A 25,555-nucleotide genomic window follows, 5' to 3' on the forward strand; every position below is an offset into this window, starting at 1 on the left:
TGGTTAAAAGTCTTTACACAAACGCAGCGAATCAAAAATCGCGGCATGGATGTTATGCATCGAGATACAGTCGCCCACCCGGAATAGCAGAAAACGTCCGTTGCCGAACGGCTCTGCCAGCGCCGGTTGTGGCTGCGCCGCGTAGAGTTTTTTGATATCGGTCTGCCCGTGGTTGGCCGATTGCGGTTTAAGCGCCCAATACAAACTATCGTTGGGCATAATGCCGTTTTCGATGACGACCTGATCGACTACGCGCTCTTCCTGTATTTCGGTATATTCATTGCGCAGAACGGCGATTTTTTTATCGTCTTCGGCATAGACTCGATCCAGCCAATAATTCGGCGTAGGAATAATGCCTTGCGCATACATGCGGCGATAGAAAATCGGGAAAGTCGTGCCGCCGGTGTCGTCGGCAATCTTGACATCGGGGGTGACGATTTCGACCTGGCTGCCACGACTTGCCAGAAAATCTGCGACGCCAAATCCGGCATGGGTACTAATCCCATCGTAGACAAGAACGTTTTTTCCCGGTGCGACGCGGCCGCTTAAAATATCCCACGAACTGACTGCCAATCCTTCGGCTACACCCCAGGCTGGGACTTGGCTGGTGAAATTACTACCGCCCGTTGCCAGCACGATGATGTCCGGTTGTTCTGCCAGAATCATGGCTTCATCGGCATCCACGCCAAGCCGGCGATCTACGCCAAGTCGTTTGGTTTCCATATCAAACCAACGCACAATCCCTGCCATTTGTTCGCGTTGCGGGGCCTTCGCGGCCAGATTGATTTGACCGCCGACTGCGTCGCTGCGCTCAAATAACACAACATCGTGCCCACGCTCCCGTGCAACGCGGGCGGCTTCCAGACCGGCCGGGCCAGCGCCGACAACCACAACCTTACGCTTTGGACCATGGCTTTTGGCGATGATGTGCGGCATGGTTTCTTCACGCGAGGTTGCCGCGTTCTGAATGCATAAAACATCTAAACCGTTGTATTGGCGGTCGATGCAATAATTCGCACCAACGCATTGTTTGATTTCATCTTCGCGGCCATCACGAATTTTAATGACCATATGCGGATCGGCAATCTGACCCCGTGTCATCCCGACCAGATCGACCATGCCCGTCGCCAGAATCCGCTCGGCCTGACCTGCATCACGAATGCTTTGGGCGTGCATTACCGGGACTTTCGACACCGTTTTAATCCCTGCCGCCAAATGCACGAAAGGCTCTGGCGGCAATGCCATCGGCGGCATGCAATTGACCAGCGTATTGTGGGTATCCGCGCCGGAACCGACGACGCTCAGAAAATCGATTAAGCCGGTCTCCGACATGGCTTTGGCTATCTGTTTTGCGGTTTCGTGATCGATGCCGTCTTCATGAAATTCGTCACCGCACATGCGCATGCCGACGCAAAAATCCGGGCCGACTGCGGCGCGCACCGCGGTCAATACTTCTACGCCGAAACGCATGCGATTTTCCAGACTACCACCGTATTCGTCAGTGCGATGATTCACACGTGGACTCCAGAACTGATCGATCAATTGCTGATGCGCGGCGGAAATTTCGATACCGTCCATGCCTGCCGCTTTGACACGTTTGGCGGCAGCGGCAAAGTCGGCAATGACGCGACGAATTTCCTCAATCTCGATCATTTTGGCGTTACCGCGATGAACCGGCTCACGAATCCCTGATGGCGTCAGCAAATGCGGCCAATTCTCTCCGTGCCATGAACTACGACGGCCCATGTGCGTCGCCTGAATCATGATTTTTGCGCCGTGCCGATGCATCGCTTCTGCCAGCCGCGACAATGGCTCGATCACTTTATCGGTGGTCAGATTGACCGATTTCCACCAACCTTGTGGGCTGTCGATGGACACCACACTAGATCCACCGCAAATCGCCAGACCCAGACCGCCCTTGGCTTTTTCTTCGTAATAACGGATATAACGTTCACCCGGCAAACCACCGGCGTCGGCATACACTTCCGCATGCGCGGTACTGACAACGCGATTACGTAGCGTTACTTTATTAAGTGTCAGCGGTGAAAAAAGATGAGGGTAACGCATGGTGAGTTCTCTAGTTCTAAAAAATGCACACTATCAATTAGGCTGCTACAGGCGTGACCGTGAATTCGCAATGCGTATGGCCTTCGCCTGCGCATTGGGTTTCGACGCAAGTAGCTTTTATTTTTTCACCGGTGGTGTCCGAAACCCAATCCATTGCGCCCGAAAACCAGCCTGCAAACATGTAGCAAAGTTTGCCTTGCGCTTTCACTTGTTGCAGAACGAAGGATGAATTCACCAGCTTGATTTTTGCCGTGGCTGCCGGCGCATCCACCTCAGAAAAGCTAAACAAACCCCAACCGCGCTGGGACAGACGATTCAGATAATGTTGATAGACTTCCAAACCGCTCATGCCATGTTGCGCGGCTTCTTTTTCGCACCAGAAGTAGGCCGACTTATGACCGGCTTCGTATAGAATTTGCGCATATTTTTCACGTCCTAATGCGGCTTCTACAGCGGTATGGTTATTGGTGAAAAAATGACGCGGCACGTACAACATCGGCAAATTATCAGTCGTCCAGACGCCGGTATCCGCATCTACTTCGATAGGCAATTGGGGTTTCATCGGGTACTCCTCATTTATTTATAAATCGGAAACAGGCGGCGCATGGCGTGGTTGTTTTTGCAGGCTCTGCCCAGCATCAGCTAACCCAGACTTCACCAAATACGCGCATCCAGTTTTCACCTAATACTTTACGAATACGGTTTTCTTTCCAGCCTGCGCGCTCCATCGCCGCAGTCAGGTTGGGAAAATCGCCAATAGTGCGGAAGCCTTCCGGATTGGCGACGGTGCCAAAGTCGGTCAGACGACGATGACGACCTTTGTCGTGGGTTAACCATTCGAAGAAAGGTTTGCCGTAACCTTGGGTAAAGTCGGTGCCGATGCCGACGCAATCATCGCCCACCAGATTGATCACATAATCGAACGCTTCAACATAGTCATTTACGTCCGCGTTGCTGCCGCGCTTTAGGAAAGGCGGAAACATGGTGACGCCAATAAAACCATTATGGTCAGCGATGAATTTGAGTTGTTCATCACTCTTATTACGAGGATGCTCCTTCAGTCCGGACGGCAGACAATGCGAATAGCAGACCGGTTTTGACGACGCCAGAATCGCCTCGGTCGAGGTATTGCCGCCGACGTGTGAAAGATCGACCATGATCCCAACCCGATTCATTTCAGCGATCACTTCGCGCCCAAATCCAGACAGGCCGCCATCTCTTTCATAGCAACCGGTGCCGACCAGATTTTGAGTGTTATAGCAGAGCTGCACCACGCGCACGCCCAGTTCGGCGAAGACTTCGATGTAACCCAGATTGTCTTCAAATGCGTGAGCATTTTGAAAGCCGAGAATGACGCCGGTGCGACCTTCTTTCTTGGCGCGGTGTATGTCATCGACGCCCCGCACCAAAGTCAGCAAATCGGCGTTATCACGGATCAGGGTTTTCATATCGACGATATTGCCAACGGTCGCCTGAAAATTTTCCCAGACCGAAATCGTGCAATTGACGGCGCTTAAGCCACCCTTTTTCATGTCTTCAAAAACAGGCCGCTCCCACTTGGAGATATTCAAACCATCGATGACCAGACTTTGTTGATGCAATGCATTCATGACGTACTCCGTGATGACCGGAAAAACGAAGAAAGTGGGCGACCATTGATGGATAAAAATCATTCATCGACTAATCGCAAATTTTTAATAAATAGGGAAAAGTTTGCACATCGCAGCAACCCGCAGCCGCACGCTCTGTTCGGTCTCGGTGCAGCCTTCTGGCTTGCGTGCCAGACCGTCCAGCACTTCTACAATCAGGCCGCCGATAGTGCGAAATTCTTCGACGCCAAATCCACGTGCGGTGCCCGCTGGCGTGCCTAGACGAATGCCGGAGGTAATGGTCGGTTTTTCGGTATCGAATGGAATACCGTTTTTGTTGCAGGTAATACCGGCGCGTTCCAACGCGTGTTCTACGTCGGTTCCTTTAAGGCCTTTTGGGCGTAAATCGACTAGCAGTAAATGATTTTCGGTGCCGCCTGTGACCAGATCGACGCCACCTTTTTTCAGCACTTCGCCCAATGCGCTGGCATTGGCAACGACGTTGCCGATATATTCTTTAAACTCAGGTTGTAGCGCCTCGCCAAACGCCACGGCTTTACCCGCGATGACATGCATCAGCGGACCGCCTTGCAGGCCAGGGAAAACTGCTGAATTGATTTTCTTGGCGATATCTTCGTGATTAGTGAGGATGAAGCCGCCACGCGGGCCGCGCAAGGTTTTATGCGTAGTCGAGGTGACGACGTGGGCGTGTTCAATAGGATTTGGATGATGCCCGGTCGCCACCAAGCCAGCGATATGCGCCATATCCACCATCAGCAGCGCGCCGACGCTATCGGCAATGGCACGGAAACGGGCAAAGTCGAGTTGCCGTGGATAAGCGGAATAACCGGCAATAATCAAGCGTGGCTGATGTTCTTTGGCCAGCGCCTCAACTTGATCATAATCGATCAGCAATGTATCGGGACGCACGCCGTATTGCACCGCGTTAAACCATTTTCCCGACATCGCCGGACGCGCACCGTGGGTTAAATGACCACCGGCATCCAGCGACATCCCGAGCACCGTATCGCCCGGCTTCACCAGCGCCAGCATGACTGCGCCGTTGGCCTGTGCGCCCGAATGCGGCTGCACGTTGGCGTAAGTGGCACCGAACAGTTGCTTTACCCGATCCAGCGCAAGTACTTCAATCTGATCGACAAATTCGCAACCGCCATAATAGCGCTTGCCGGGATAGCCCTCGGCATACTTGTTAGTCAATACCGATCCCTGCGCTTCGAGCACCGCGCGCGAGACGATATTTTCAGAGGCGATCATTTCAATCTGGTCTTGCTGGCGCCCCAGTTCAAGCGCAATGGCTTGCATTACCGGCGCATCGCGCTGAGCAAGTGACTGGGAAAAAAATGCATTTTTAGAGGTCATGTGGCAGGTCCGTAGTGAGCAGTAACCAAGAAGCAATTAAGAAAAAACGCGGTAATCGTTAAGCAACGTTTAAAAGAGAATTCAGTGGCATGAAACCGGATTTTTCTGACTCTCTCTGTTGACAACATTCTTGTCCTAAGCCTTGCTGCGCTATTTCCTAAAGCGGACGGGAACCTTTCAAATTACGACAATGCCGTCACTTTTTGGCAAGCGCGGGGCAATCAGTGCATTAAGAATATTCAAGAGAAAAATATTATTATTTTTGTGCTGCAACACGGCATTGCCGCAGAGATCCATTAAAACGACCCAAAATGGCTCGCTTGCCCAAAATATGGGCATCAAGCACTGTCATAGCGCAAAATAACAACAGAAATCAACCTCGCAGAACGGCAAATAAACCATCATTCATAGCCGAGTTTTTTACCTTTTATCAGGCCAAAACTGACGCGTCTAGCTCTATGGCGTGGCATTAAAAAGTTCGCAGGCTCGTGCAAACGGCGCATAGTACACAGCGTAATTTATGAGCACAACAATGGCACGGTTATTGCAGTGCACAACCGAAAGCATTTGTTTATTTCCATAGATGGACGGTACATTGTCCGTCGCTGATGTTTGCCAACGGAGTCCGGTCATGTCTAAAAATGAGATTTCCTCTTTCTCCCATTTTGCGTTTCTTCCTCTGAATAGTTTTACGATGATTGCGTTCTCAAACGCGATTGAAGTATTACGGATGGCCAATTATCTGGAGGGAAAACAGCTCTATCGCTGGTCTGTGATCAGCCCGGAAGGTGGACTTGTGACGGCCAGCAACGGCTTGGCCGTAAACGCCTCCCGCCCGGACCCAGAAGATTGTCCTGACGTGGTCTTTGTCTGTGGCGGCACAGACATCGAAACGGCGATTAACGCCGAATCGCTGGCATTGATACATAGCTTTGCCAGTCAGGGCATTGCCATGGGCAGTTTATGCACTGGCACCTTTGCGCTGGCAAAAGCCGGCTTGCTGGATGGTTATACCTGCGCCACGCATTGGGAAAACATGTCGGCGTTGCGCAAGTCATTTCCATCGGTCTCATTCTCCCGCGATCTGTTCGTCATCGATCGCGATCGCCTGACATGCACGGGCGGCATTGCACCGCTGGATATGATGCTGAATCTGATTTCCTGGCAAGTCGGCAAAACGACTATCGCCGCCATCGCCGATCAATTCATTCTGGAGCACGTGCGCGACGATAAAGATCAGCAGCGCGTGCCGCTAACGGTGCGGATGAATTCTGCACGGCCTGCGATGGTGGAAGTTGTGTCGCTGATGGAAGCTAATATTGAAGAGCCGTTATCGCTGGAAGATTTAGCACAACTATCCAACTCTTCTCCACGACAATTACAGCGCATGTTTAAAGAACATATGGGCATGTCGCCGACGCATTATTATTTGACGTTGCGCTTGCGCAAAGCGCGTGAATTATTACGTCAAACCGATATGTCGATTCTGAGTATTACGATGGCCTGCGGCTTTCAGTCGGCTTGCCATTTCAGTAAAACCTATCGCGAAGTATTTAATGTAGCCCCGAGTTCGGAGCGGCGCAAACAGGCAGCAATGCCGATTCCGATGTTGACGCCGCCTGCAAATCCGGCATTTCAACAGGTCTCCTCCTATATGTAAAAAGAGGAGACTTGAAAAGCAAAAGGCCTGCAATAATGCAGGCCTTTTTCATTTAATTCCACTTACTGGACGACAAATGTGATTATCCGTTGGAGGATTTTTCCCACAAATTAATACCGCCTTCTTGCGCCTGTACATCTATCGCAACCAACTCTTGAGCCGTAAAATCCAATCGTTTTAATGCAGCGACATTTTCGATAATCTGTGCCGGGCTGCTAGCACCAATTAACGTGGTCGTCACGCGGGGATCGCGCAAAACCCAGGCCAGCGCCATCTGCGCCAGACTTTGTCCACGTGATTCCGCGATCGCATTTAATGCTTTGACCCGGGCCAGATTTTCTGGACTCAAATGGGATTTTTGTAGCGATCCTCCACCCGCCCGATTGACCCGTGCATCATCTGGAATGCCTTTCAGATACTTGTCGGTTAACAAGCCTTGCGCCAGCGCGGTAAAAGTGATGCAGCCCATGCCCTCGGCTTCCAGCGCGTCCAGTAATCCCTTTTCAATCCACCGATTGAACATATTGTAAGAGGGCTGATGAATCAGGCAAGGTACTTTCCACTCACGCAGCAAACGCGCCGCTTCCTGGGTTTTCTCTGGCGAGTAAGAGGATACGCCGACATACAGCGCCTTGCCCTGCTGCACAGCCGTCGCCAAAGCGCCCATGGTTTCTTCCAGTGGCGTTTCTGGATCGAAACGGTGCGAATAAAAGATATCGACGTAATCCAACCCTAAACGCTGCAAACTCTGATCAAGACTGGCCAACACATATTTACGCGAACCGCCGCCCTGCCCGTAAGGACCCGGCCACATATCCCAGCCCGCTTTGGTGGAGATAATCAGTTCATCGCGATAGGGCTTTAAATCCTCTTTCAAAATCCGACCGAAATTAGTTTCTGCACTGCCGTAAGGTGGGCCGTAGTTATTCGCCAGATCAAAGTGTGTAATACCCGAATCAAAAGCGGTATGCACCATTTCACGTTGCAATGCGAACGAGGTGGTGTCGCCAAAGTTATGCCATAAACCCATCGACAACAAAGGGAGTTTTAATCCACTGCGACCGCAAAAGCGGTATTGCATTTGTTCGTAACGCGTATTGGAGGCGTGATAAGTCATGTAGTAGTTATCCTTGTTTCATTTATAACGACTTTGGCGCCGCAGTTGCCCGGTTGCCGGATCGAGAACGATTTGCTTACTCTGTGTGATTTAAGATGCAAACGAGGTAACATCTTACCGTTTTTGCGATTTATGCATCGGCGTTGCGCCGTTGTCACAGAATTAACGATAAGCGCGCGAGAATCTTCCAGAAAAATTGTATCAATTTCTGACTTCAACCACGGGATTTGCAACCGAAAGTAACTTAGCTTGGTAATAGTTAAAAAGCCGAATTATGATTAAGTTACCATGCAAATATTGAGACACGGATCATGAAAAAAATTATCTTATTAATATTAACTGCGATGAGCTTATTGGCAGCCAGCAGCGCCAGTTATGCTTGGGGTCGGGGTGGCTATTACGGACATGGCGGCTTTTATGGGCCGAGTGTTGGCATCAGCATAGGCGATCCTTATTATTACGGACCACCACCGGTTTATTACGCGCCACCGCCAGTATATTACGCGCCGCAGCCGGTTTATATCGAGCCGGAACGTCAAACTTATATTGAGCGTAGTGATTCTGCTGCTGTTGCGGCGGATTACAGATTTTACTGCTCGAATCCACAAGGTTACTACCCACAGGTTCCGCGTTGCCCTAAAGGGTGGCTGAAGGTGGTACCAGACAACTCTCAACCAAGATAATTAAGCGTTATAAAAGCAAAATATAAGGGTGTCATTGTGAATAATCCATTTTTGAACAAGCCATTAAAAGTTCTCGCTGCTGCGGCGGTGGTGATGTTGGGTGGTTGTGTTGGTGTGCCGACTGGCCCGAACGTGATGGCGATGCCTGGCGCGGGTAAAAGTTATGATCAGTTTAGAAATGACGATGCTTCTTGTCATCAGTATGCGCAGGATCGTGTTGGGCCAGGTGCAGCGCAGGCTACGGCTGATAACGCGACTGGGACCGCGGTTGCCGGTACTTTAATCGGCGCGACGGTTGGTGCGCTGATTGGTGCTGCAAGTGGACGTGCTGGTGCTGGTGCTGCTATTGGTGCGGGTGGCGGGCTGTTGGTTGGTAGCTCGGCTGCTAGCAATAATGCTAATCGAAGTGGTGCCGGGATGCAGCGGCAATATAATAATGTTTATACCCAATGTATGTATGCCAAGGGTAATCGGGTTCCTGTGCCGGCTGGCTATGATGATAATCGTCGTCAGCAGTATGCGCCGGCAGCTGTGCCACAGGATTACTATCCACCGCAACGGCGTGGCTATGATACGCCGCCGGACTATGTGCCTTATTAATTTAAATTAAGTTAAGTTGTTTTAAGTTATTTTCTGCGCTGCGTACAAACCTGTTTCTGGATTCAGAAGCAGGTTTTTTTTTGGCTCTGCGATTTGGATGGAGATTTTTTTCGGCCTCTTTGGTCTTGGAGTTGGGGTGTTTGTGGGGGATTTTAAGAGCTTGGATTGGCTTGGGATTGGTTGTATTTAAATGGGTTTTTCTCCGTGGTTAGTTCGTCGGGGAAAGCTCGGCAGCTAGTTACTTTTTCTTGCTTCGGCCAGGTGCCCCCGGCTTGCCTCCACGGAGCTCAAACCATGTCAGCCATAACTAAATTAAACAAAACAAAACCGCCCCCTTATCCCTTCACCGGCAACCGCAAAACCACCTCCAACCCACCCTCAGGATGATTCCTCAACACCAAAGTAGCCCGATGATTCTCAGCGATATTGCGCGCAATGGTGAGCCCTAGCCCCGTCCCACCAGTATCCCGGGACCGCGACGTCTCCAATCTAAAAAACGGCTCAAACACCGCCGTCAACTGATCCTCAGGAATCCCACTTCCCCCATCCCGTATCCGAATAACAATAAAACTCTGATCCCCAATCCCTTCACGCACAATCTGCAAGCGCGCAAAACGACCATATTTAACAGCGTTATCCACAAGATTAGTCAAACACCGCCGCAACGTATTTGGCTGCGCCATAATCGACGCCCGCGTCTGCCCACTCAACGTCACATCCTGCCCCGCATCAGCCGCATCCGCGCACACACTATCCAAAAGCGAATCAATATCCATCAGCTGCATGGCCTCGGCCGAATCCATACTCCGCGCCAAATCCAACCCCTCACGCACCATGCCCTGCATCACCGCCAAATCCTCCACCAACTTATGGCGCAAATCAAGATCGCTGACCTTCTCAAAACGCAACCGCAATCGCGTCAGCGGCGTTTGCAAATCATGCGTAATCGCCGCCAGCATATGCGTGCGATGCTGAATCTGGCGCTTGATGCGGGCCTGCATTGCATTGAATGCACTGGCCGCCTGACGGATTTCAGTCGGCCCCTGTTCTTTCAGAGGCGGTCGATCGATATCCCGACCCAACGCCGACGCTGCCTCTGCCAAATTCTTAATCGGTCTCGCCGTCATCCTTGCCACAACATAAGCGAGCACCCCAATCAGGCCTAAAAACAAGGCAAAATAAGGCGACAAAGAAGGGAAACCCGGTGGACGACCGCGCAAACCGCCGGGATCGCGCATCATCCTCAGTTTCAACTTCAGCAATGCGCCATCTTTCAGACTGACATACACCACCTGACATTCATCGCTCCGCCGTGGTCCGTAATTACCACCGCCTTGCGGACCGGGTGGTCTGCCAAAGCGCAAATTGCAACCCACTTCCTTCGCGACCACGATCTGTCGGGTATTGCCCAAACGCGCTTTTAATATGGCTGCAAGAGAAGCGTTTTCAGATACAACATTTTCTGTATCCGTTGCCAGACTTGCTTCCATCCCAAAATTTTCACTGGCTTGCAGCACTGCCTGCCGCATGTCGGTATTGATCTCATCCAGCGACAGAACGATTTGTTCGACGCGTTCGGCTACCCGAAAATCGTACAGCTCACGAAAAGCATTGCGGCGCTCATTCTCAGCCAGCCAGCTAGTCGTGCCAGCCGCCACCAGTATCCCGGCGAGCAAAATCAGGAATACCCGATTAGCCACTGAATCGAAAAAATTCTTCACATTTTTAGCCACATTTAATACTCACATCGAGGATTTACGTCTGCCGAAACAGACGATACTTTTTGGAATGGCTAAGAAAAATAACTCCGGCAGAGTATTTTATAGACGTTCATCCATCTATCGAGACCGAAGTCGCCAGTACATAACCCTCGTTACGCACGGTTTTGATAATCACCGGGGTCCGCGCATCGTCGCCCAATTTCTGGCGCAGGCGGCTAATTTGAATATCCACTGAGCGATCAAATGGATCAGCTTCCCGACCCTGCGTCAGTTCAAGCAATTGATCGCGGTTCAAAATCCGGTTCGGATGATCCAGAAAAACCTTCAAAATCCGGTATTCAGCACCCGACAGCGCAATCACTACACCCTCGCGATTCACCAGATGACGGGCAATTAAATCCAGCGTCATACCGGCAAACTGTATCTGCTGCGCTTCTGGCGTCGCCATATTTGGCGGCAAAGCCTGCGTACGTCGTAACACGCTACGAATACGTGCAAACAACTCACGCGGTTCAAATGGCTTGGATAGATAATCGTCGGCCCCCATCTCCAGACCCAAAATACGATCCAGCGGTTCGCCGCGTGCCGTCAGCATAATCACGGGAATCCCAAAATGGACCGGATGCGCGCGTAAAGTGCGACAAAGCGTCAGGCCGTCTTCCCCCGGCAAAGTCAGATCCAGCACGATCAGATCGACCCGCGCCTCTTCTAATACCCGACGCATTTCAGCGCCATTATTAGCCGTTAATGTGCGCAACCCGTTGGCGTCGAGATATTCGGCCAGCAAAGTGCGGATTTCGCGGTCGTCGTCGACCACCAATATGTGTGCAGTAGTATCCATGGGGACGATTATGGCAACGGTTGAACACAATGGCGAAGCTAATTTTGTATATTTGCATATCTAGACGCGCTCTTGATACAAAGCGATACAAAGCAGCCGCGACCCAACACAGAGGGTTACAAACCGATGGCATGAGGAAAGATCGTTGATACACGGCTGCGGTTTAATGGGTCCTGTGCAGTCAACTGCTCAACTCTCCCTGAAAGGATTTATCATGTTCCAACTCCGCAAACAACTTTCCATAGTCGTCACCGCTATTGGCATTAGTGCCATGGGGATGAGTGCCTATGCCCAAAACGCGCCAACTACCGACAACGCACCTGCTATGGCGCAAGCCGGCACCGCCGGGAAACAAATGCATCAACCGCCAAGCGCTGAGCAACGCGCCAAATTTGCCGAAAAAATCGCAAAACGTCAGGCTAAGCTGCATGACGAGCTGAAAATCACCCCTGCGCAAGAAGGCGCCTGGAAAACCTATATCAGTCAAATGCAGCCACCACGCGGCGATATGCCGATGCATCGCCCAAGCAAGGAAGAATGGGCTAAGCAAACCGCGCCTGAACGCATGGATCATCGGATCGAATTCATGAAAAAAATGGAAGCGCACATGACCGAACGTGCAGCGGCATTGAAAACGTTTTATGCAACGCTGACACCGGCACAACAAAAAATCCTCGATGCACACTTTAGCCACGGCCATCGTGGACATCGTGGTCATGGCGGCTGGGGTGGTCATCACGGAATGTAAAATGAACGCTTTGGTTGGCCTTAAAAGTTAACTAGGAAATAGCGCTTAAATGTTATCTTGGTTGCAATGGAAAACGAAAGTTTGATACTCTGGCAACCAGATTAAACACTCCAAAAAGTGCAAAAGCCCCCGGCGATATAACCTGGGGGCTTTTAAAACAATAAACGCCATGAATAAGATAACGTAAATTGCATATAAGCTAAAACAACTTAGCGTAAGTTGTGAAGATTCGTATAATGCGCGATCAAATTTTTCTGAGAATTGTCGCGCACGGACGGGCATCACGCATGTCAGCGGCAAAGCACCAATTGCAAGAAGAGTAATGCCGCCAGGGTAGATTTACCCGAGCCTTGTTTCATCACTATGTAATACTTTGCATGAATCATTACGCGGGTAAAAATTACTCGTTACACTGCTTCAATTCACACCTTCACACAACATTGACTGACTTCCGGCCCGCGATGAACACAACCCCACCGAACGATCAAAATCCCCTGCCGCCAACTCACACCGACATGCAAGATAAGCGTCCCGGATCATCCCATATCTGGCGTTGGGTATTATTAGTGGTGGTGGTATTAGGCGCGGGAGCCTATTTTCTGTGGGGACGAAATAGTCCGCCTGCGGACGGTCAAGGTGCGCCTTCTGCCAGTCAGAGTGGTGGTAAAGGTCGTCGTGGCGGCATGCCCGGCGGTGGCGCAAATATGCCCATGCCAGTCGGCGTCGCCACAGCGCAAGTTGCCGATGTACATATCTATCTGTCAGGACTGGGCAGCGTGACGCCGGAGGCCACCGCCACCGTCAAAAGCCGGGTCGATGGTCAGCTCATGAAGATCCATTTCCAGGAAGGCCAGACAGTGAAAGCCGGTGCGTTGCTGGCTGAGCTTGATCCACGCCCTTATCAAGTATTAGTCACGCAGGCAGAAGGTCAGACTGCACATGACACCGCCCTGCTCAAAGCAGCGCAAATCGATTTAAAACGTTATCAGACGCTATTGGCGCAAGATTCTATCGCCAGCCAATTGGTGGATACACAAGCGGCATTGGTCAAACAATACGAAGGCACGGTCAAGTCAGATCAGGGCACGCTGGATAATGCCCGTTTGCAACTGGCCTATTCCCGCGTCACGGCACCGATTAGCGGTCGCCTCGGTTTGCGGCAGGTCGATTTAGGTAATATTGTGCATGCGTCAGACGCTACCGGCGTGGTCATCATTACGCAACTGCAACCGATTACGGCCATTTTCAGCATTCCTGAAGATAATATTCCGGGTGTGATGAAGCAAATTCAAGCAGGAAAAACATTGACAGCCGACGCATGGGATCGCGCTCAGGCTAATAAACTGGCTTCCGGCCAACTAGTTACGATAGACAATCAGGTCGACAGCACCACCGGCACCGTCAAGTTAAAAGCCGTATTCCCCAACAACGATTACGCCCTGTTCCCCAGCCAGTTCGTCAACGTCCGCCTGTTGCTTGACACGCGCCAAGGCGCCATCGTCATCCCAAGCGCGGCGATTCAGCGCGGCAGCAACGGTTTGTTTGTATATGTCGTCAAGGAAGATAAAACCGTCACTATTCGTCCGATTACTGCAGGTCCGGTTGAAGGTGAAAACACTGCCATCGATAAGGGAATAGCAGCGGGCGACGTCGTCGTCGTTGACGGTGTTGATAAGTTACGCGAAGGTGCCAAAGTAGAGCCGGTCAAACGTGGCGCAGGCGGCGCACTCGCTGATGCAGCCAATCCGACCACGAAGCCAAAACGCCATCGCCGTCAAGACGGTGCAGATGCATCGGCATCGGCAGCAGCGACATCGACGCCAGCCGCGGCTAGCGCTAGTAGCACCAGCGCCAGTTCCAGCGCCGACGCCGACGCCGCCGACCGACCAAGGCGTCAGCGTTCCGGCACATCCGGACAACCGACACAAAGCGGTACGCAACCCTGACCCTGTCGCCCATAAAACCTCGATCACGGCGACGTTTCGCCGTGATCGTTTGACGAATACCGCATTAAGTTACTGCCTTAAGATAAATGCTTAAAGACCATCGTTTCACGACGATACAGTACCGACCATAACGAACGCATAAACACGACCCCCAGCGCATGAATCCATCACGTCAGTTTATTCTCCGGCCGATAGCCACCACTTTAATGATGGTCGCCATCTTTTTAGCCGGTATCGTCGCTTACAAACAGCTACCGTTATCGGCTTTGCCGGAAGTAGACTACCCAACGATTCAAGTCGTCACCCTCTATCCGGGTGCCAGCCCGGACGTCATGACCTCATCCGTCACAGCACCGCTGGAACGTCAGTTCGGGCAGATGCCAGGGCTGAATCAAATGTCCTCCACCAGTTCAGGCGGCGCATCGGTCATCACACTGCAGTTCAGCCTCGATCTGAGTCTGGATATCGCCGAGCAAGAAGTACAGGCTGCGATCAACGCCGCTGGCAATTTGCTGCCGTCAGACCTGCCGACGCCACCGATCTACAACAAGGTCAATCCGGCTGACACCCCGATTTTGTCGCTGGCTATCACTTCCACAACGCTACCGTTACCTAAAGTACAAGATCTGATCGACACCCGTCTGGCGCAGAAAATCTCGCAAGTGCCCGGCGTCGGTTTAGTCAGTTTGTCCGGCGGTCAACGCCCTGCGGTCCGGATGCAATTGAATCCGCGTGCCATTGCTGCGCTCAGCCTGAATCTGGATGATATTCGCACCGCCATCGGCAACGCCAACGTGAATCAGGCCAAGGGCAGCTTTGATGGTCCGAGCCGCGCCTCCACCATCGATGCCAACGACCAGCTAAAATCCGCCGACGAATACCGCAACCTGATCATTGCCTATAAAAACGGGGCACCGATCAGGGTTTCCGATATCGGCAATGTCGTCGATGGTGCAGAAAATATTCGTCTGGCCGCATGGGCCAATCACGCTCCCGCCGTCATCCTCAATATCCAGCGCCAGCCGGGCGCCAACGTGATCGGCGTCGTTGATAGCATCAAAAAAATCCTGCCGTCGTTGCAAGACACTTTACCCGGCGCAATTGATGTCAAAATTCTGACCGACCGCACCACTACCATTCGCGCCTCTGTCAGAGACGTTGAGTTCGAGTTAATCCTCGCGGTGATTCTGGTCGTAATGGTCATTTTTATCTTTCTGCGCAACGTTCCCGCCACCATTATTCCAAGTGTTGCCGTGCCTTTATCGCTGGTTGGCACTTTCGGAATTATGTATATGGCCGGATTTTCGATCAACAATCTGACGTTAATGGCACTTACCATCGCGACCGGTTTTGTGGTCGATGACGCGATTGTGATGATCGAGAATATTTCGCGCTATATCGAGCAAGGCATGAAGCCATTGCAAGCTGCGTTAAAGGGTGCAGAGCAAATCGGCTTCACCATTATTTCGCTGACGTTTTCGCTAATTGCAGTATTGATCCCACTGCTGTTTATGGGCGATGTCGTTGGTCGGCTGTTTCGGGAATTTGCGATTACGTTAGCGGTTGCGATTCTGATTTCAGCCTTTATTTCGCTGACCCTGACACCGATGATGTGCGCCAAGTTGTTGCGCCATACGCCAGAAGAAAAGCAAAGCTGGTTCTATCGCAAAAGCGGCGCGTTTTTTGACAATATCATTGCGCGTTACGGCAAAGCGCTGGAATGGGTGCTAGAACATCAAAATGCCACGTTGGTGGTGGCGCTGGGCACGCTGGCATTGACCGTCGTACTCTATATCTTCATCCCAAAAGGCTTCTTTCCGATCCAGGATACCGGCGTGATTCAAGGAATTTCAGAAGCCACGCAATCCACCTCTTTCGCCGCGATGTCGGAGCGTCAGCAAGCGCTGGCCAAAGTCGTATTAGAAGATCCTGCGGTCGAAAGCCTGTCGTCGTTCATCGGTGTCGATGGTGTCAACACCACACTTAACAGCGGCCGCATTCTGATCAATCTGAAAGCCCACGATACTCGCGATGTCAGCGCCACCGACGTGATTCGGCGCTTGCAACCGAAGTTAACGCGAGACGTGCCCGGCATCACCTTATACATGCAGCCGGTGCAAGATTTGACGATTGAAGACAGCGTCAGCCGTACCCAATATCAATTCAGTATCGGCGACGCTGATGGCGTCGAACTGGCAAAATGGGTGCCTAAACTGATCGCCAAACTACAGCAATTGCCGGACTTGGTTGACGTTGCCAGCAACCAGCAAAATCAAGGCTTGCAGGCGTATATCGAGATTGACCGTAACGCCGCCTCACGCCTCGGCCTGACCACTGCCGCGATTGACAACGCGCTGTATAACGCGTTTGGCCAACGCCTGATTTCCACGATCTATACTCAATCGAATCAATATCGCGTTGTGATGGAAGTCCAGCCCGAATTTCAAAAAGGTCCGGCAGCGCTCGACAGTATCTATTTAGTCGCCTCCAACGGCAACCAGGTCCCGCTCTCCAGCATTGCCACTGTTAGCGAGCGTACAGCGCCATTGGTCGTCAACCATATCGGGCAATTCCCGGCAACCACCATTTCATTCAATCTTGCCCCCGGCGCATCGCTGGGTGCTGCCGTGAATGCTATTCGCGCCGCCGAGCAAGAAATCGGCGTACCTGCCAGCATCCAAACCCGCTTCCAGGGCGCGGCGTTGGCTTTTCAGGCTTCGCTGAGCAATACACTGTGGCTGATTCTGGCGGCCATCATCACGATGTATATCGTGCTGGGCGTCTTGTATGAAAGCTATATTCATCCGATTACGATTCTCTCAACGCTGCCCTCGGCAGGCGTTGGCGCGTTATTGTCGTTGATGATTTCCGGCAACGATCTGGGCATTATTGGGATCATCGGGATCATCTTGCTGATCGGTATCGTTAAAAAGAACGCGATTATGATGATCGACTTTGCGTTGGATGCGGAACGCAATGAAGGTTTAGCGCCACGCGAAGCGATTTTCCAAGCGTGCTTGCTGCGTTTCCGGCCGATTTTGATGACGACGATGGCAGCGCTGTTGGGCGCGTTACCGTTGATGCTGGGTACCGGTGTCGGTGCAGAATTACGCCAACCGCTGGGTATCACGATGGTCGGCGGTTTGCTGGTGTCGCAAGTATTGACGCTGTTCACAACACCGGTTATTTATCTGGCGTTCGACCGTTTGTCGCGCCGTTTCAAAGCGCGTTTTGGCAAAACTGACGACGATCATGAAGATGACGGCGATCATGACACCCGCATCAGCACCGATCCGGTGCGGCCTTGATCTGAGCTGACTTTATGAATATTTCGCTTCCCTTTATTCAGCGCCCAATCGCCACCACTCTGCTGACGATCGGCATCGCGCTGGCGGGTATCGTGGCGTTCCGGCTGCTGCCGGTGTCGCCACTACCGCAAGTTGATTTTCCGACGATTTCAATCTCTGCATCGATGCCCGGTGCGAGTCCGGAAACGATGGCGGCCACCATTGCCACGCCGCTGGAACGCGCCTTAGGTTCCATCGCGGGGGTCACGGAAATGACCTCCTCAAGCTCGCTCAATTCAACCCGCATCACCCTGCAATTCGATTTAAGTCGTGATATCGATGGCGCAGCACGGGATGTGCAGGCGGCGTTAAATGCAGCCCGTAATTTATTGCCCAGCGGCATGCCTAGCAGTCCGACCTACCGCAAAGTCAATCCCGCCGATGCACCGGTGATGATTTTGTCCTTGACCTCGGACAGCATGACGCAAGGACAGATTTACGATGCTGCTGACACGATTCTGGCGCAAAAATTATCGCAGGTTGAAGGCATCGGTAGCGTCAGCGTAGGCGGCAGTTCGCAACCGGCGGTACGGATTGAATTAAATCCCACGGCGCTGAATAAATACGGTATCGGCAGCGCCGACGTGCGCACAGCGGTCGCCGCGACCAACGCCAATCGTCCTAAAGGAATCCTCGAAGACGGCGACAGAAACTGGCAAATTTATGCCAACGATCAGGCCAAAACTGCCAAAGAATACATGCCGCTGGTAGTGTCGTATCGCAACGGCGCACCGATCCGCGTGCAGGACGTTGCCACCGTCGTCGATTCAGTCGCCGATTTGCGCAATGCGGGTTCCGCCAATGGCAAACCATCGGTTCTGGTAATTTTGAGTCGGCAACCGGGTGCGAACATTATTCAGACGGTGGACAACGTCCGCGCCCTGCTGCCGGAATTGCAAGCCTCAATCCCCGCCGCCATCAATCTGAATGTGGCGCTGGACCGCACCCCGACCATTCGTGCCTCGTTACGGGATACCGAACACACGCTGCTGATGTCCATTGCGCTGGTCATCATGGTGGTATTCATGTTTTTGCGGAATGCCCGTGCTGCGCTGATCCCCACCGTCGCCGTACCGATCTCACTGATCGGCACCTTTGGGATCATGTATTTACTAGGCTATAGCCTGGATAATTTGTCATTAATGGCGCTGACAATTGCCACCGGCTTTGTCGTCGACGATGCAATTGTCGTCCTGGAAAACGTCTCGCGTCACGTCGAAGAAGGCATGAAACCCTACGACGCCGCCATCAAAGGTGCACGTGAAGTTGGCTTCACCGTACTGTCGATGAGCATTTCGCTGATCGCGGTTTTCATCCCGATTCTGTTGATGGGCGGCATTGTCGGACGCTTGTTCCGTGAATTTGCGGTGACACTGTCGGCGGCGATTCTGGTTTCACTGGTCGTGTCGCTGACAACTACGCCAATGATGTGCGCCCGGCTATTGAAGCACAATCCCCATCGCAAACAAGGGCGATTCTTTAACGCCACCGAACGCATTTTCGATAGCATGCTGAACGGCTATAAACGCTCGCTGACGTGGGCATTGCGTTTCTCGCCACTGATGATCTTGATTCTGGTGGCAACTGTGGCGTTAAATATCCATCTATATAAGATCATCCCGAAAGGCTTTTTCCCGCAACAGGATACAGGTCGATTAATCGGCGGTATTCAAGGTGATCAGTCGATCTCGTTTCAAGCGATGCAGACCAAACTAAAGACTTTCGTCGCCATCGTCCAAAAAGATCCTGCTGTCGAAAATGTGATTGCCTTCACCGGCGGCGCACGACGGAACAGCGGATCGATGTTTATTACTCTCAAGCCATTATCCGAACGTAAATTATCTGCCGATCTGGTGATTGCGCGACTGCGTGGCAAACTCAGCAATGTCCCCGGCGCAAATCTGTTTCTGCAATCGGTACAGGATATCCGCGTTGGCGGTCGCTCCAGCGATGCCCAGTATCAATACACCTTGCAATCCGATGATCTCACCCAATTACGCCTCTGGGAACCCAAAATACGCGCCGCGCTGGACGCATTGCCAGAGTTGGCCGACGTCAATACCGACCAGAACGACAAGGGCCTGCAAACCTCTCTAGTCATCGACCGCGAAACCGCAATCCGCAGCGGTGTAACACCACAGTTGATTGACTCTTCCCTCAGCGATTTATTTGGGCAACGTCAGATATCGACGATCTATAGCGGCATGAATCAATATCACGTCGTGATGGAAGCTGCTCCCGAATACTGGCAAAGTCCGGAAATTCTTAACAAAACGTTTGTCAGTATTACGCCGCAAAATGCCAACCTTTCGCCCACCACGTCAGCATTGGGAACGCCACCGGCGCTGACAGCAAATGGCCAGCAGGCATCCAACTCGTCGCTGGCGCAAACGCTCTCGACGGCGGTTGAAGCACAAATTCCATTGTCCTCGTTCGCGCGCTTTGAAGCCACCACCACGGCGTTATCGGTGAATCATCAAAACCAGTTTATTGCCTCCACCATTTCGTTCAATTTGCCGCCTGACAAGTCTTTGTCGGACGCCACCATCGCCATCAATAACGCGATGAGCCGTCTAGGTGTTCCAACGTCGGTGCACGGCACTTTTGCCGGAACTGCGAACGTTTTTCAGTCCTCGCTATCGAGCCAGCCGATGTTGATTTTGACGGCATTACTGGCGGTATATATCGTCCTGGGAATATTGTATGAAAGCTATATTCATCCGCTGACGATTCTATCGACGCTGCCCTCTGCTGGCGTTGGCGCGTTGCTGGCGTTATTGTTGACTAAAACCGATTTCAGCCTGATTGCCCTGATCGGCGTCATCCTGCTGATTGGTATCGTCAAGAAAAACGCGATCATGATGATCGACTTCGCACTCGACGCAGAGCGCAACAAAGGGATGTCCCCACGCGACGCTATTTTTGAAGCCTGCTTACTGCGCTTCCGCCCGATTCTGATGACCACGATGGCTGCGCTGCTGGGCGCGGTGCCGCTGGCACTCGGTCGCGGCGATGGCGCAGAATTGCGGACGCCGCTAGGTATTTCAATCGTCGGCGGACTGATTGTGAGTCAACTCTTAACGCTCTATACAACGCCTGTGGTGTATCTGTATCTGGATCGTTTTAGTCATTGGTGGAAACAAAAATTCAACCGTGGCGACCACGATACCGATCTTGAAGAAGCAAAGGTTTAACGATGATGGCAATCGAATAGCTAACAATACAACGACGATATTTGCGCGCAAAATAACTGTATCTCAGCTGCGTAAACCGTCATTGGCAGCGTTTTTCGGTCTTGTGTTTGAGGGCTTATTTGCCTATCAGTAATCAGTGGATGGAATTGAAATGAAACATCGCAATGTATTGGCTTTAGCCGCCTCAGTGACTCTCTTATTAAGCGCCTGCGCTGTAGGGCCTGGTTACGTACGCCCGGTAATGGACACGCCGAGCGCCTTCAAAGAATCGAAAGACTGGAAAGTCGCCGAGCCGCGTGATCACGAACTGAGCGACCATTGGTGGGAAAGCTATAACGACGCCCTGCTCAATTCGCTGATTACCCAAATCGACATCTCCAACCAAAATCTTGCCCAGGCCGAAGCAAAATATCGTCAGGCCAGCGCATTGGTGCAATCGGCGCGCGCGGCGTATTCTCCGACGGTCGGCGCCAACGTATCGGCGACCCGCTCTGGCAGTGGCTCCGCCAGCAAAAATTCTAGCAATACGGCAGCCAGCAGCAATGGATCAGTCAGCACAACAAATTCGCTAGCGCTTAGCGCCAGTTGGGAACCCGACCTGTGGGGCCGCGTGCGACGCACGGTGGAATCGAATCAGGCCAGCGCGCAAGCCAGCGCCGCCGATTTACAAGCGGCAAGACTTAGTGCGCAGTCGGCCTTGGCGCAAGATTATTGGTTACTACGGACACTCGATGCGCAAAAAACGTTGCTGACGGACACCGTTGCCGCTTACCAAAAATCCTTCCAACTAACCCAAAACCAATACGCCGCCGGTATCGTTGCCCGCTCTGATGTCATACAGGCACAAACGCAGTTGAAGTCAGCGCAAGCGCAAATGATCGATCTGGGCGTACAACGCGCACAAACCGAGCATGCGATTGCGTTATTAGTGGGCCAACCGGCATCGACTTTTTCCATCGCGCCAGCCCCATTGGTTGCCGTAGTGCCAGCTATCCCGGTAGGTATTCCGTCCACGCTGCTAGAGCGTCGTCCCGATATCAGTTCCGCAGAACGCTTAGCCGCAGCAGCGAACGCCCAGATCGGCGTCGCTAAGGCAGCCTATTTTCCTGCGTTGACCTTGTCTGCATCAGGCGGTTTTGAAAGCAATAGCTTCGCCAACTGGCTGACCTTCCCAAGCAGAGTATGGTCACTCGGCCCGGCACTGGCGCAAACGATTTTCGATGGCGGCGCACGCAAAGCCCAAACCGAGCAAGCCATCGCCGCCTATGACGGCACGGTCGCAGCCTATAAGCAAGCGGTGTTGACCAGCTTCCAAGAGGTAGAAGACAATTTGGCCTCGCTCAGAATATTGGAAGAAGAAGCGTCAGTGCAAGATGAAACAGTCCAATCAGCCCGCTTAGCCGTAACACTGATTCTGAATCAATACAAAGCCGGTTTAGTCAATTACACCAGCGTGGCGACGGTACAAGCCACCGCACTCAGCGCCGAGAATTCTGCGCTGAGTATTCTTAACCGGCGCATGGCGGCTAGCGTGCAATTAATTGCCGCACTGGGCGGCGGATGGAGTCAAGGGGAACTGCCGGATGGCAAAGCGATAAATAAAGCCGCAACCTCGGCCAGTCCGAACGCGGTTGCGACTGCAAAATGAACCTGCAACTTCTGAATATGATGGCGTATTCAGAGATTGTTGAAAGCCTCTGAATCGCCTTTAAACCATTTGGCCAAGCTTGTATAAAAGATTTCGAGGAATCCTTTTGTGCTGTTTGAAGCATTGATTAGCGTTGGGATAAAGAAGGAATTAAAAAATTTTCTCGAGATGCATGGAGAAATACTTTTGCAATGCTAGACCTGATTCAATTGGCTCAGACTCGTCATTTACCCCCATCGCACTGACGATGGAAATATCTAGCTTGGCGTAAATTGACATCGGGTCATAGAATAAATGCTGACTCTAATAGCGGTACAAATGACCGAAGAAATTTTTATTCAAGCTTTCAGGATCAACTTTAATGAAAGCAAAGTCTTTTAAAAAAGCTTTTTCAGAATAAGGCTTTGCGTATGGCGCACTGCCGCGCTTAGCAAAAATCCGTCACCCTGACTCAGACAGCCCCCCCGCCTCCCTACTGTCGCTAGCCTGCCAATTTTTTGCTTTTTGAGGTAATGATCGGAGCGATAGCGCCTCTTTCAGATAAACCAAGAACAGCGATGAACAATTAAGATCGATTAAGATCGATTCAAACATGCGGAAAGTAAATTCCTGCGACGATCTCTGCCTGGTGGTCCTCGCTAAATCGTAATAATAGGCATTCGTTTACAGAGATATAGTGTAGGCGGTTCCGATCTTTCCAAAGTCTAAGGAATTACTAGAACTTCACCAGAATTGCTAAATATGAGAAAGTACTCCTCATCACAATTTTCGACATTTCGGAGAATTAAACAATGAATCTGCGCCCCAGTTGGGAACTGTACGCACTTGGATCGGCCTTTTTTGCAGGGCTGACGGCGATATTTGGGAAGTTTGGCGTGGTTGGGATCAATTCGAATTTTGCTACTTTTATTCGTACTGTCGTTATTCTGTTCGTGATTGCCGGGATCGTTACGTTGCGTGACGAGTGGCAGAAGCCAGCATTGATCGGTGGCTCCAATTGGCTATTTTTAGTGCTATCCGCCATTGCCACCGGGCTTTCGTGGCTTTGCTATTATCACGCACTGCAAATTGGACCAGTATCAAAAGTCGCGCCCATCGATAAACTGAGCGTGGCTTTTGCGATTGTGTTGGGATTGATATTTGCAGGAGAGCAGTTGACGTGGCCGATCGCTATCGGCGGGTCGTTGATAGTCGCAGGATCAGTGGTGATCATTGCGTTCTAAATCAGCGTGCGGGCAACGGTAAGTTGGCGCTAACTGACGGAATTATGACGTCTTCGGATGCTTGCCAATAGTGTTCGGCAAGCACCTACAGAGTTGTGACAGGGCTAATTAACGACTGCCGCAAAGAACGAATCCTCTGCCAGTCGCGGTATTACGCTGATTACGGCGAATAGAAATTTATCGCACCAGCTGGCCATCCACACGCTGCCAAATTCCCAGCGGATTACTATCCTGCACAGCCGCTGGCAACAATGATTGCGGCAAATTCTGATACGACACTGGCCGCAAAAACCGCTGTATAGCCGCACTACCTACCGAAGTGCTGCGCCCATCCGAAGTCGATGGGAACGGTCCGCCATGGACCATGGAATACGACACTTCAACGCCCGTCGGGAAGCCGTTCGCCAGAATCCGACCAACTTTCCGTTCCAGTATCGGCAACAACGCACGTACCGCATCGTGATCGCCGTCATCCATTTGTAGCGTCGCGGTTAACTGGCCTTCAAGATGTTCTGCCACCTTCTGCATTTCGGCATTATCGGCGCATGCGATCAACAGGGATGCCGGGCCGAATATCTCTTCCGATAAATGTGCATCTGCCAAAAAATCAGCCGCAGTCGTTGCGAACAGCGCCGGCGTGCCCTTGTATGCGCCATCCACGGCGACGCCTTGGCTAAGCTGGCGCACACTGGCATTGGCGGCCAGACGGCTGACGCCTTTTTGATAGGCGTCGTGTATTCCGGCGGTGAGCATGGTGGCTGCGGCGCGTTGTGTGAGTTGTTCTGTAGCGAGGCTGGTAAAGCGCTCAAAATCAGCCCCAGCCAATCCTAGTACCAAGCCCGGATTCGTACAAAATTGACCCACGCCCATCACCAGCGAATCGACGAAGCCGGTTGCCAGTGTTTCCGAGCGTGCTGCCAACGCGTGCGGCAGCATGAATACGGGATTGATACTGCTCATTTCTGCATAGACCGGAATCGGATGTGGGCGCGCAGCGGCAACCGCCATCAGCGCTAGTCCGCCCTGACGCGAGCCGGTAAAGCCAACCGCTTGAATCGCAGGGTGACGCACCAGCTCTGTCCCCAATTCATTGCCGATCCCTGTTAGCAGAGAAAATACGCCTTCTGGCAAATTGCATTCTGCCACCGCTTGCTGAATCGCACGGCCTACTAATTCAGAAGTACCGGGATGAGCAGGATGCGCCTTGACGACGACCGGACAACCGGCAGCCAATGCCGATGCCGTATCACCACCGGCGACCGAAAATGCCAACGGAAAATTGCTAGCACCAAATACCGCAACCGGGCCCAGAGCGATCATGCGCAGGCGCAGATCGACACGCGCCATTGGCTTGCGTTCTGGCAGAGCCGGATCGATGCGGGCATCTAACCAAGAACCTTCACGCAGCACCTCGGCGAACAATTTCAATTGTCCGACAGTACGACCGCGCTCGCCTTCTAACCTTGCTTGTGGCAAACCACTTTCGGCCATCGCACGGATGATCAATGGTTCGCCCAGATCAATAATTTTTTGCGCGATAGTTTCGAGAAAGCGTGCACGTGTTTCTGGATCGGTAGCGCGATAAGCATCGAAGGCTTGCTGAGCGAGGCGGCAAGCCTGATCTATTTGAGCGCTGTTGACGGTATGAAAAACCGGTGCGATTTCTTTGCCGACAGGAGGACTAAATGCCGAAAAAATTGCGCCGTCGCCGGTAATGCTATTCGCGCCGATAAGCGCCTGGCCTGTGATATTCATGTTTTTCCTTCGCTGCTATGAGCAGCGTTTTAAATG

General features: G+C 52.1%; 17 protein-coding genes. 9 read left to right on the forward strand and 8 right to left on the reverse strand.

Going from position 1 to position 25,555, the window contains the following annotated elements; translation table 11 throughout:
• Positions 1-3 precede the first annotated feature (3 nt).
• The 4 genes from C7W93_RS22235 to C7W93_RS22250 form a co-directional block, all read right to left on the reverse strand.
• Positions 4-2,067 (reverse strand): NADH:flavin oxidoreductase, encoded by a 2,064-nt coding sequence (locus tag C7W93_RS22235; protein WP_108442514.1) that lies wholly within the window; start codon positions 2,065-2,067, stop codon positions 4-6.
• Between the two features lie 37 nt (positions 2,068-2,104).
• A complete protein-coding gene (locus C7W93_RS22240) occupies positions 2,105-2,629 on the reverse strand; it encodes a DUF5943 domain-containing protein (RefSeq protein WP_108442515.1) in 525 nt (174 codons plus the stop codon).
• Between the two features lie 76 nt (positions 2,630-2,705).
• Positions 2,706-3,677 (reverse strand): dipeptidase, encoded by a 972-nt coding sequence (locus C7W93_RS22245; RefSeq protein ID WP_108442516.1) that lies wholly within the window; start codon positions 3,675-3,677, stop codon positions 2,706-2,708.
• 84 nt (positions 3,678-3,761) lie between these two features.
• The gene (locus C7W93_RS22250) at positions 3,762-5,036 is read right to left on the reverse strand and encodes a serine hydroxymethyltransferase (protein ID WP_108442517.1); all 1,275 of its coding nucleotides are present in this window, start codon (positions 5,034-5,036) and stop codon (positions 3,762-3,764) included.
• A 631-nt stretch (positions 5,037-5,667) separates the two neighbouring features.
• Between C7W93_RS22250 and C7W93_RS22255 the strand changes: the two genes are divergently transcribed.
• Positions 5,668-6,696: a GlxA family transcriptional regulator gene (locus C7W93_RS22255; RefSeq protein ID WP_108442518.1), complete on the forward strand. Its 1,029-nt coding sequence runs from the start codon at positions 5,668-5,670 to the stop codon at positions 6,694-6,696.
• Between the two features lie 82 nt (positions 6,697-6,778).
• Here the strand turns inward: C7W93_RS22255 and mgrA are convergent, their stop codons facing one another.
• A complete protein-coding gene (mgrA, locus tag C7W93_RS22260) occupies positions 6,779-7,813 on the reverse strand; it encodes an L-glyceraldehyde 3-phosphate reductase (protein WP_108442519.1) in 1,035 nt (344 codons plus the stop codon).
• A gap of 311 nt (positions 7,814-8,124) precedes the next feature.
• Between mgrA and C7W93_RS22265 the strand changes: the two genes are divergently transcribed.
• Together C7W93_RS22265 and C7W93_RS22270 are read left to right on the forward strand one after the other, a co-directional pair.
• The gene (locus C7W93_RS22265) at positions 8,125-8,496 is read left to right on the forward strand and encodes a hypothetical protein (protein WP_108442520.1); all 372 of its coding nucleotides are present in this window, start codon (positions 8,125-8,127) and stop codon (positions 8,494-8,496) included.
• 36 nt (positions 8,497-8,532) lie between these two features.
• Complete coding sequence (locus C7W93_RS22270) at positions 8,533-9,096, forward strand: glycine zipper family protein (protein WP_370446518.1); 564 nt, start codon at positions 8,533-8,535, stop codon at positions 9,094-9,096.
• 335 nt (positions 9,097-9,431) lie between these two features.
• On the opposite strand, the gene C7W93_RS22275 is transcribed toward C7W93_RS22270, so the two are convergent.
• Together C7W93_RS22275 and C7W93_RS22280 are read right to left on the reverse strand one after the other, a co-directional pair.
• Positions 9,432-10,817 carry an ATP-binding protein gene (locus tag C7W93_RS22275; RefSeq protein ID WP_108442521.1) on the reverse strand — a complete coding sequence of 462 codons (1,386 nt, stop codon included), beginning with the start codon at positions 10,815-10,817 and terminating at the stop codon, positions 9,432-9,434.
• Positions 10,818-10,926: 109 nt separating this feature from the next.
• On the reverse strand, positions 10,927-11,658 hold the full coding sequence (locus C7W93_RS22280; RefSeq protein WP_201747335.1) for a response regulator: 732 nt from the start codon (positions 11,656-11,658) through the stop codon (positions 10,927-10,929).
• A 214-nt stretch (positions 11,659-11,872) separates the two neighbouring features.
• Here C7W93_RS22280 and C7W93_RS22285 point away from each other — a divergent pair, with 214 nt between their 5' ends.
• The 6 genes from C7W93_RS22285 to C7W93_RS22310 all read left to right on the forward strand — a co-directional run bounded on the left by C7W93_RS22285 (position 11,873) and on the right by C7W93_RS22310 (position 23,764).
• Complete coding sequence (locus C7W93_RS22285) at positions 11,873-12,406, forward strand: Spy/CpxP family protein refolding chaperone (protein ID WP_161539972.1); 534 nt, start codon at positions 11,873-11,875, stop codon at positions 12,404-12,406.
• Positions 12,407-12,867: 461 nt separating this feature from the next.
• Positions 12,868-14,352 (forward strand): MdtA/MuxA family multidrug efflux RND transporter periplasmic adaptor subunit, encoded by a 1,485-nt coding sequence (locus C7W93_RS22290; RefSeq protein ID WP_225870002.1) that lies wholly within the window; start codon positions 12,868-12,870, stop codon positions 14,350-14,352.
• 158 nt (positions 14,353-14,510) lie between these two features.
• Positions 14,511-17,660 carry an MdtB/MuxB family multidrug efflux RND transporter permease subunit gene (locus tag C7W93_RS22295; RefSeq protein WP_108442524.1) on the forward strand — a complete coding sequence of 1,050 codons (3,150 nt, stop codon included), beginning with the start codon at positions 14,511-14,513 and terminating at the stop codon, positions 17,658-17,660.
• Between the two features lie 14 nt (positions 17,661-17,674).
• The gene (locus tag C7W93_RS22300) at positions 17,675-20,893 is read left to right on the forward strand and encodes an efflux RND transporter permease subunit (RefSeq protein WP_108442525.1); all 3,219 of its coding nucleotides are present in this window, start codon (positions 17,675-17,677) and stop codon (positions 20,891-20,893) included.
• A gap of 151 nt (positions 20,894-21,044) precedes the next feature.
• Positions 21,045-22,541, forward strand: a complete 1,497-nt coding sequence (locus C7W93_RS22305) for an efflux transporter outer membrane subunit (RefSeq protein ID WP_108442526.1) — start codon at positions 21,045-21,047, stop codon at positions 22,539-22,541.
• A gap of 791 nt (positions 22,542-23,332) precedes the next feature.
• Positions 23,333-23,764 (forward strand): EamA family transporter, encoded by a 432-nt coding sequence (locus C7W93_RS22310; RefSeq protein WP_108442527.1) that lies wholly within the window; start codon positions 23,333-23,335, stop codon positions 23,762-23,764.
• Positions 23,765-23,941: 177 nt separating this feature from the next.
• On the opposite strand, the gene C7W93_RS22315 is transcribed toward C7W93_RS22310, so the two are convergent.
• On the reverse strand, positions 23,942-25,519 hold the full coding sequence (locus C7W93_RS22315; protein ID WP_108442528.1) for an aldehyde dehydrogenase (NADP(+)): 1,578 nt from the start codon (positions 25,517-25,519) through the stop codon (positions 23,942-23,944).
• Positions 25,520-25,555: the final 36 nt, after the last annotated feature.

The organism is Glaciimonas sp. PCH181, assembly GCF_003056055.1.
Classification (GTDB): domain Bacteria; phylum Pseudomonadota; class Gammaproteobacteria; order Burkholderiales; family Burkholderiaceae_D; genus Glaciimonas.